Origin of the sequence: Peptoniphilus duerdenii ATCC BAA-1640 (assembly GCF_000146345.1) — a bacterium.
GTDB lineage: Bacteria > Bacillota > Clostridia > Tissierellales > Peptoniphilaceae > Peptoniphilus_B > Peptoniphilus_B duerdenii.
This window is the reverse complement of sequence record NZ_GL397071.1, coordinates 2,089,191-2,095,843: the sequence shown is the minus strand read 5'-3', so window position 1 is coordinate 2,095,843 and position 6,653 is coordinate 2,089,191. Positions and strand designations below refer to the sequence as shown.

The window sequence follows — 6,653 nt, the reverse complement described above, 5'->3', positions numbered from 1 at the left end:
AATTAATATATTTTGATATTAAATTTACTTTAAACTGATTTTGTGCTACCATTAAGTTAATAAAAAAGATTTTTGAATTAATCAATTAGGAGTTTTTTATGATAGATGTAGGCGAAATTATATATGAAATGATTCCGGTTTCTTCTCTGAAAAAAGTATTTTTGGATGAAAAGCCCGTTTATGATATTGAAACTTTAAATATTACTGGACTAAAAGGTGAAGTTATCTCTTTTCAAGTTGCATACTCTTCAAACATTCCTTTTAGACAACTTGCGAAGGTAGAGATCAAATCACCTATCAAAGATAATATTAAAGTATATACAGTTGAGTCTGTTCCAGTGACTAGAGCTGCAATGACCATCGTCGATGACAATTATTTGAGGACGACTCCAGGACTTTATCCAGATCTACTTAAACCTCTTCCAAAGGACGGCGTGGTTAAGATTAGATCCGGTCTGTGGTCAAGCCTTTGGATTGACATCGAAGTGGATGATTCTATACTAGCTGGAAAATATCCTATTGAAATAAGCCTTATTTCCCTCGGCGAGAGCATGGGTCAAGCGGAAGCTAACAAGGCTAGGGGAGAAGTGTTTGCCAAATGTAAAACCAGTGTGGAGATTTACGATGTGAAACTTCCAAAGCAAGAGATTATTCATACGGAATGGTTCTATCTCGACTGTTTGGCTGACTACTACAAGGTAAAAGTATTCTCCGATAGACACTGGAAGATTATTTCAAACTTCCTTAATCATTACGCTTCCATGGGTTGCAACATGGTGCTAACACCTATATTTACCTACACCCTTGATACTCAAGTGGGAAAGGAAAGGACCAATGTTCAACTTGTAGAAATTGAAGTTAAGGACGGCAAGTACTATTTTAATTACGACAATTTAAAAAAATGGATAGATTTAGTTAGATCAAAGGGCATCGAATACTTTGAAATATCCCATATCTTTAGCCAATGGGGTGCCAAGTTTGCGCCAAATATCGTGGCTACAGTAGATGGAAAGAAGAAGAAAATATTTGGTTGGGACACTCCATCAGTGGGAGAGTACACCAAGTTCTTGGAAAAGTTCATTCCTGATTTGGTCGCTCATTTAAAAGAATGGGGAGTTCTGGACAAAACCTACTTCCATATTTCAGATGTGCCTAGAGAAGAGCATATTAAGTCCTATAAAGAGGCTTATATGTCTGTGAATGATTTATTTAAGGATCTTAAAACTTTTGAAGCGGTTGCCCACTATGATTTTTTTAAAAAAGGTTTGATAGAACTACCAGTAGCTGCATCGTCTGTCATACATGACTTTTTAGACGATGATTTAGATGAGTTGTGGACCTACTACTGTGTTGGACAATTTACAGAAGTTGCCAATAGATTTATGTCCATGCCTTCTGCTAGAAATAGAATTTTTGGAATTCAAATGTACAAGTTTCACATAAGTGGATTCTTGCACTGGGGATACAATTTCTACAACTCAGTTCTATCTTATAAGAAGATTGACCCTTACAAAGTTACCGACGCTGACGATGGATTCCCTGCAGGGGATGCGTTTTTAGTATATCCGGGCAGAGGAGGAGTTCCAGAGCCTTCCATAAGGTCAAAGGTACTTTCTCAAGCCTTCTATGATGAAAGAGCCCTATCTTATTTGGAAAGACTCACTTCTAAAGAGTATGTGCTAGATATTTTGGAAAGAGACTTAAGAGAACCGATAACTTTCTATGAATATCCAAAGAGTGATGCATATCTAATTAGAACTAGAAACAGAGTAAACTACGAACTTAACAAGATTTTAAATTCGTAAATATTTTCTCGGCAGCTGCATAATGTGGCGATTAATTTTAACCATTTAATTACAAAGTTTAAAAATTTAAAAAATTTTTCATAAAATCCATTTAAAAGCCGGTGCAAAGTCGCCGGTTTTTTCATGGACAAAAAACTGCCAAGGAAGATCTTGACAGTTTTATTATTTTCTTTAGTTTAAAAAATTTTTATTCATAAAACTTTTTTAATTTTGATTAGATCAAAATGCAATCTTATAGTACAGAGCTATAAAACATAGGATCATCGCCATTGGTACATATATAAATTTGCCGAGGTAGTACCAAGTCTTGGTGTAAGTTTTCTTGCTTCCAATATTTATTTCGCCGATAAGAGCATCTCTATCCATGATCCAGAACCAAGAAAAGGCACCGAGGGTCGCTCCCATTGGAATGATGTATATGGACACAAGATCCATCCAAGGTCCCCATCCACCGAGGATCGCACCAGGCACTCCGCCTATTGGCTCCATAAAAATTCCTGGAATAAATGCCACAAGACCGATGAAAACAAGGACAGTCTTTCGATTTAGACTTTTGAAAGTATGAAGGATTGACTCGCAGACAACTTCAAACATATTTTGTAGCGAAGAAATCCCACCGAATAACACTGCAAGGTAGAGGGCGATGGCAAAAATTCTGCCGCCCACCATATTTTGTAAAATCTTTGGAAGTGTCACGAACAAAAGTCCAGGACCGCCTTCAGGATTTTCGCTAAATGAAAATAGTGCAGGAATCATAACAAGTGCAGCAACAGTAGCTGCGATAGTATCAAAGATTGCCGTCTGTTTCGCGCCGCCCATGATGTCCTCGGCCTTGTTTAAATATGCACCGCAGACAATCATCCCACTTCCGGTGATGGATAGGGAGAAGAACGCCTGTCCCATGGCGCTAACGAGCACCTTTGGATCAAGAAGCATCTTCCAATCTGGAGTGAACATAAATTTATATCCAGAAAAAGCATTAGGTAAAAATGCAACTCTAATCGCAAGGATGACGAATAGCACAAAGAATAGTGGCATCATGATTTTGTTTGCCTTTTCAATTGAGTGAGCGCCACTTACACAGGTAAGTAAAGTGATGACTATAACTATGAAATGGAAATGTACCACGCTGAAATTGGTGCTTGAAAAAGATTTAAACCATGTGTCAGCATCGATGGTCATAAGACTTCCAGTCAAACTTTGGAATAGAGATTTCAAAACATAGGAAATTATAACCGCGTAGCCGATGGCTATACAGATAGATCCTAGAAGTGGCAAGATGCCAATAGCTTTTCCAAGTTTTGAAAGTTTCACATGGGACCAAGCCTTTTCGTAAGAACCGAGGGTTCCAGTTTCGGAATATCTTCCCACAGCATACTCAGCAGACAGACCGAAGTAGGCAAAAATTGCTATAAAAAATAGATATACTAATAAAAACGCTCCGCCGCCATTAGCTGCAAGTTTGTATGGAAACCCCCACACGTTCGCCATTCCCACCGCAGAACCTACGGTAGTTAAAATAAAACCCCAGGTTGAGGTAAATTTATTATTTTTCATTGAAATTAATTCTCCTTAAAATACTTTATTGCTTTGACTCGATAAACTTAAATATTATCATAAGCTTTTAAAAAATTATTGTCAAGGCTTAAATAAATTAGTTTTTTAAATCTTAATAGACTAAAATAAAATTTAAAATTACATGCTCTACGTAGAGCGCGGGACATAAATATTATTAACGATACATTATTTTAATATATATTAAATAGAACTCAGATTATTTACCGTAAGATTATTTTGTCGTAATTGTTTCTGGTTAAGCACTTTTACAAAAGAATATAAAAAAGGATGGAATTTTTCCATCCTAATTTTAATTATAATTTTAATTCTTTTTATTTTTTATTTTCATCTCTAACTTTAAAGACAAAGTCTATGTCCCTAAAGACGATGTGTCCGTTTTCGTCAATCTTTAAATCTGGAAGTGAGTCGCTTTTTATGGTTCCGTCTTCTTCTAGCACTGGATTTTCAGATTTTATTTCTTCGTTAAAGGAAGAGGTGAGCTCTCCTGTAAGTGTTCCTTCTTTACGCATCTTTTCTATTTCTTTTTCTCTTTCTTCTTCCGGTACATGTTGCAAATCTGTGTACATTTGTACGAAGATATGGTCCTTGTCAAAGTAGATTAGTCCTCGGTATGATGTGAATAGTGATCCTTCCAGTCTTTCTTCATAGAGGGATTTCTTCTGGCATCCAGTTGAAATTATAAGAACTAGCACCATAGTCAGGGCTAAAATCTTTCTGAAATTTTTCATTATATCCTCCTTAGAATCCGATATTTACTTCGAATAACATTTTGTAGAATTTATAACTTACAAATAGCATAAATGCTGCGAATGGATACATTAACATTCCTACTCCTGATCCTGATCCAAAGATTCCATTAATTAGTAGGGTTGATGCGCATACTGTCGTAAATACTGCTATCGCCATGACAACTTTTGATACTCCTTTTAGAACGATACACTTGGTGGTTCTTGAGCCGTCGTTTAATTTGGTTACTATTAGTCCGATTAGGAAGTATAGGACGCATAGAAATACTATATTTAAAATATATTTACCATCTAGTATGGTGTTTGCGCTATTTACTATTGAATAGATTGGATTTTTTTCCATCATCTTTTCAAAATTATTTAGATCCGAGAAGGTAATTGAGTCTGTATTGAAGAATACTTGGTAGAATCTAAGGTATAGTTCTTGAAGTATTTTTCCTCCAAATGTGATGATGAGCATGCCGAAGAAGCCAACTATATTTCCTGAGACTGTTCCAACTCCAAATGCTCCGAGGAACGCTGCAATCATCTTGAGTATATTCTTACCTAAAACATTACCATTACCGCTAAAGGTTAGGATATTTCCAAAAGGTGTGTTTTTAAGTAGGAGATAGTTGATTCCTAGACTTAGTAAGATATATGCTAATAGACTTACTATTCCAAAGATTACCTTTGCCACGTAGACTCCTTCTCTTTTTACCGGCACTTGGCGCATAAATTTATAGAATGTGGTCATAAATTCTGAACTTAAAAGGAATGCCACTACTACCGCAAGAATTATAAGTGGTAGTAAGTTCATGCTTAGAATTTTGCTTCCTGAGATTAAGCCTTTGTCGTAGTCAAGGACTCTGGCAAGATTATATTCAACTATTGATCCACCATATCTATAGGATTCTGAATTGTTTTCTGCTCTGTCTAAGCCAACTTTTTTCCCGTAGTCTGCTACCATTTTTATATCTTCTTTGGTAAATGGTTTCTTTAGTCTTTCTTGTAGGACTGGATAGTCTACGTAATCATCTTGCTCTTTTACAAAGGTTCCATTATTAAATTTTTCTACCTTTATTACACTTGATGCCAAGTCTTCGCTAATAACTCTATATTCATATTTAACTGTTGAAAATTGTAGAAATATTGTTCCTATAAATATTACTGCGAAGAGTAGGCTGTATTTTTTATATAAAATTTTTAAAACTTTATCTAATCCTTTCATCATCTATCCTCCTTTATGCTTTCATAGTAGAAGACATCTTTGTATTTTACAGGGATGATGTCGTGTTGGATGATTTCTGTCTTTAATTTCTTTTGTACTTCTTCAAAAGAATCTTCTGTGAGAATGGTTATAACTCTTCCGATTTCTCCGGTGATAAATAGTTTTTCTCTGTCTTCTTCCTTTAGTGTTTCCTTTAAAACTATTTGGAATTTATTTAGATTTAGACTTTGGTCCACTGCTTGGAGACTTCCATCTAGAGAGATATATATTGCTGTGTCGGAGATGGATTCTAGTTCATCTAGTGAGTGGGAAGAGATTAGTACTGCTCGTCCTGCTGCTGTTGCGTCTAGTACATATTCGATGACCTTTCTTCTATTTACAACGTCGATTCCGTCTAGGATTTCATCTAGTAGTATATAATCTGCTCCCGTTGCAAGGATGATTACAAGTCCGAGTAGGGCGCTTTGACCTTTTGAGAGATTTCTCACATCCATCTTCGGACTGATTCTTAATTTTGTAAGCTCTGTCTTTACGAATTCTCTATCGAAGTGAGGATAGATAATTTCATAAAATTCCATAATCCTTAGTGCGTTTGAATATTTAAATAGATCGAATCTGTCTGGAAGAAACGCGATGTTTTGTTGAAGAGTTATATCTTCGTCGATTTTTTTGTCGTCAATGGATATAAATCCGCCATCTTGCGAAATTATTCTGGATAGAATCTCAAGCATGGTGGTCTTGCCAGAACCATTTCTTCCTATTAGGGATGTAACTTTTCCTTTTTCTACGGAGAAACTAATGCCGTTTAAAACATGTTTTTCGCCATAGCTTTTGTGAATATCATTTATTTGTAGCATTAGACTCTGCCTCCTTTTCTACATTTCTATAGATTTCTTCTATATCTTCTAAGCTTAATTCGTGGTAGATAGCTTCTTTAAAAACACTTGCTATCTTACGCTTCACATTTTCCTTTTCCAAAAGTTCTCTAGATTTATCGAACTCGATAAATGTTCCTCTGCCTACTATCGTCTTTATGACTCCCATACTTTCCAGCTCTCTATAAGCTCTTTGAACTGTGGATTCATTGACAAGGAGAAGTTTTGCCATCTCTCTAACTGAAGGAAGTTTATCTCCTTCAAGAAACATGCCCTTGACTATGGAATCTCTAATGGAGTCGACTATTTGTTTGTAGATCGGGACTGAACTTTTTAAATTGATATTAAACAAATCTTCTACCTCCTTTTATTTAAGTGTAATTTTTAATAAATTTGGAATGTGTGCACTCACTCCATACACTATCTAAAGTGTACCATG

General features: G+C 35.7%; 6 protein-coding genes. 1 reads left to right on the top strand and 5 read right to left on the bottom strand.

Annotated elements, in window-relative coordinates:
- The first annotated feature begins 98 nt into the window (after positions 1 to 98).
- Positions 99 to 1,805, top strand: coding sequence for a DUF4091 domain-containing protein (locus tag HMPREF9225_RS09515; protein ID WP_008902742.1), 1,707 nt, complete (start codon positions 99 to 101; stop codon positions 1,803 to 1,805).
- A gap of 219 nt (positions 1,806 to 2,024) precedes the next feature.
- On the opposite strand, the gene HMPREF9225_RS09510 is transcribed toward HMPREF9225_RS09515, so the two are convergent.
- From HMPREF9225_RS09510 to HMPREF9225_RS09490, 5 genes are all read right to left on the bottom strand, one after another.
- Entirely contained in the window at positions 2,025 to 3,362 is a 1,338-nt protein-coding gene (locus tag HMPREF9225_RS09510) for a sodium-dependent transporter (protein ID WP_008902741.1), read from the bottom strand.
- A 332-nt stretch (positions 3,363 to 3,694) separates the two neighbouring features.
- Complete coding sequence (locus HMPREF9225_RS09505) at positions 3,695 to 4,111, bottom strand: hypothetical protein (RefSeq protein WP_008902739.1); 417 nt, start codon at positions 4,109 to 4,111, stop codon at positions 3,695 to 3,697.
- 10 nt (positions 4,112 to 4,121) lie between these two features.
- Positions 4,122 to 5,342: an ABC superfamily ATP-binding cassette transporter permease subunit gene (locus HMPREF9225_RS09500; RefSeq protein WP_008902738.1), complete on the bottom strand. Its 1,221-nt coding sequence runs from the start codon at positions 5,340 to 5,342 to the stop codon at positions 4,122 to 4,124.
- A complete protein-coding gene (locus HMPREF9225_RS09495; protein ID WP_008902737.1) occupies positions 5,339 to 6,196 on the bottom strand; it encodes an ATP-binding cassette domain-containing protein in 858 nt (285 codons plus the stop codon). The genes HMPREF9225_RS09500 and HMPREF9225_RS09495 overlap by 4 nt, the downstream gene beginning before the upstream one ends.
- Positions 6,180 to 6,566 carry a GntR family transcriptional regulator gene (locus tag HMPREF9225_RS09490; protein WP_008902736.1) on the bottom strand — a complete coding sequence of 129 codons (387 nt, stop codon included), beginning with the start codon at positions 6,564 to 6,566 and terminating at the stop codon, positions 6,180 to 6,182. The genes HMPREF9225_RS09495 and HMPREF9225_RS09490 overlap by 17 nt, the downstream gene beginning before the upstream one ends.
- Positions 6,567 to 6,653 lie beyond the last annotated feature (87 nt).

Excerpts from the sequence above, each read along its gene's own strand:
- HMPREF9225_RS09505 (WP_008902739.1), bottom strand. The coding sequence starts at position 4,111 with ATGAAAAATTTCAGAAAGATTTTAGCCCTGACTATGGTGCTAGTTCTT.
- HMPREF9225_RS09515 (WP_008902742.1), top strand. The coding sequence starts at position 99 with ATGATAGATGTAGGCGAAATTATATATGAAATGATTCCGGTTTCTTCT.
- HMPREF9225_RS09500 (WP_008902738.1), bottom strand. The coding sequence starts at position 5,342 with ATGATGAAAGGATTAGATAAAGTTTTAAAAATTTTATATAAAAAATAC.
- HMPREF9225_RS09495 (WP_008902737.1), bottom strand. The coding sequence starts at position 6,196 with ATGCTACAAATAAATGATATTCACAAAAGCTATGGCGAAAAACATGTT.
- HMPREF9225_RS09510 (WP_008902741.1), bottom strand. The coding sequence starts at position 3,362 with ATGAAAAATAATAAATTTACCTCAACCTGGGGTTTTATTTTAACTACC.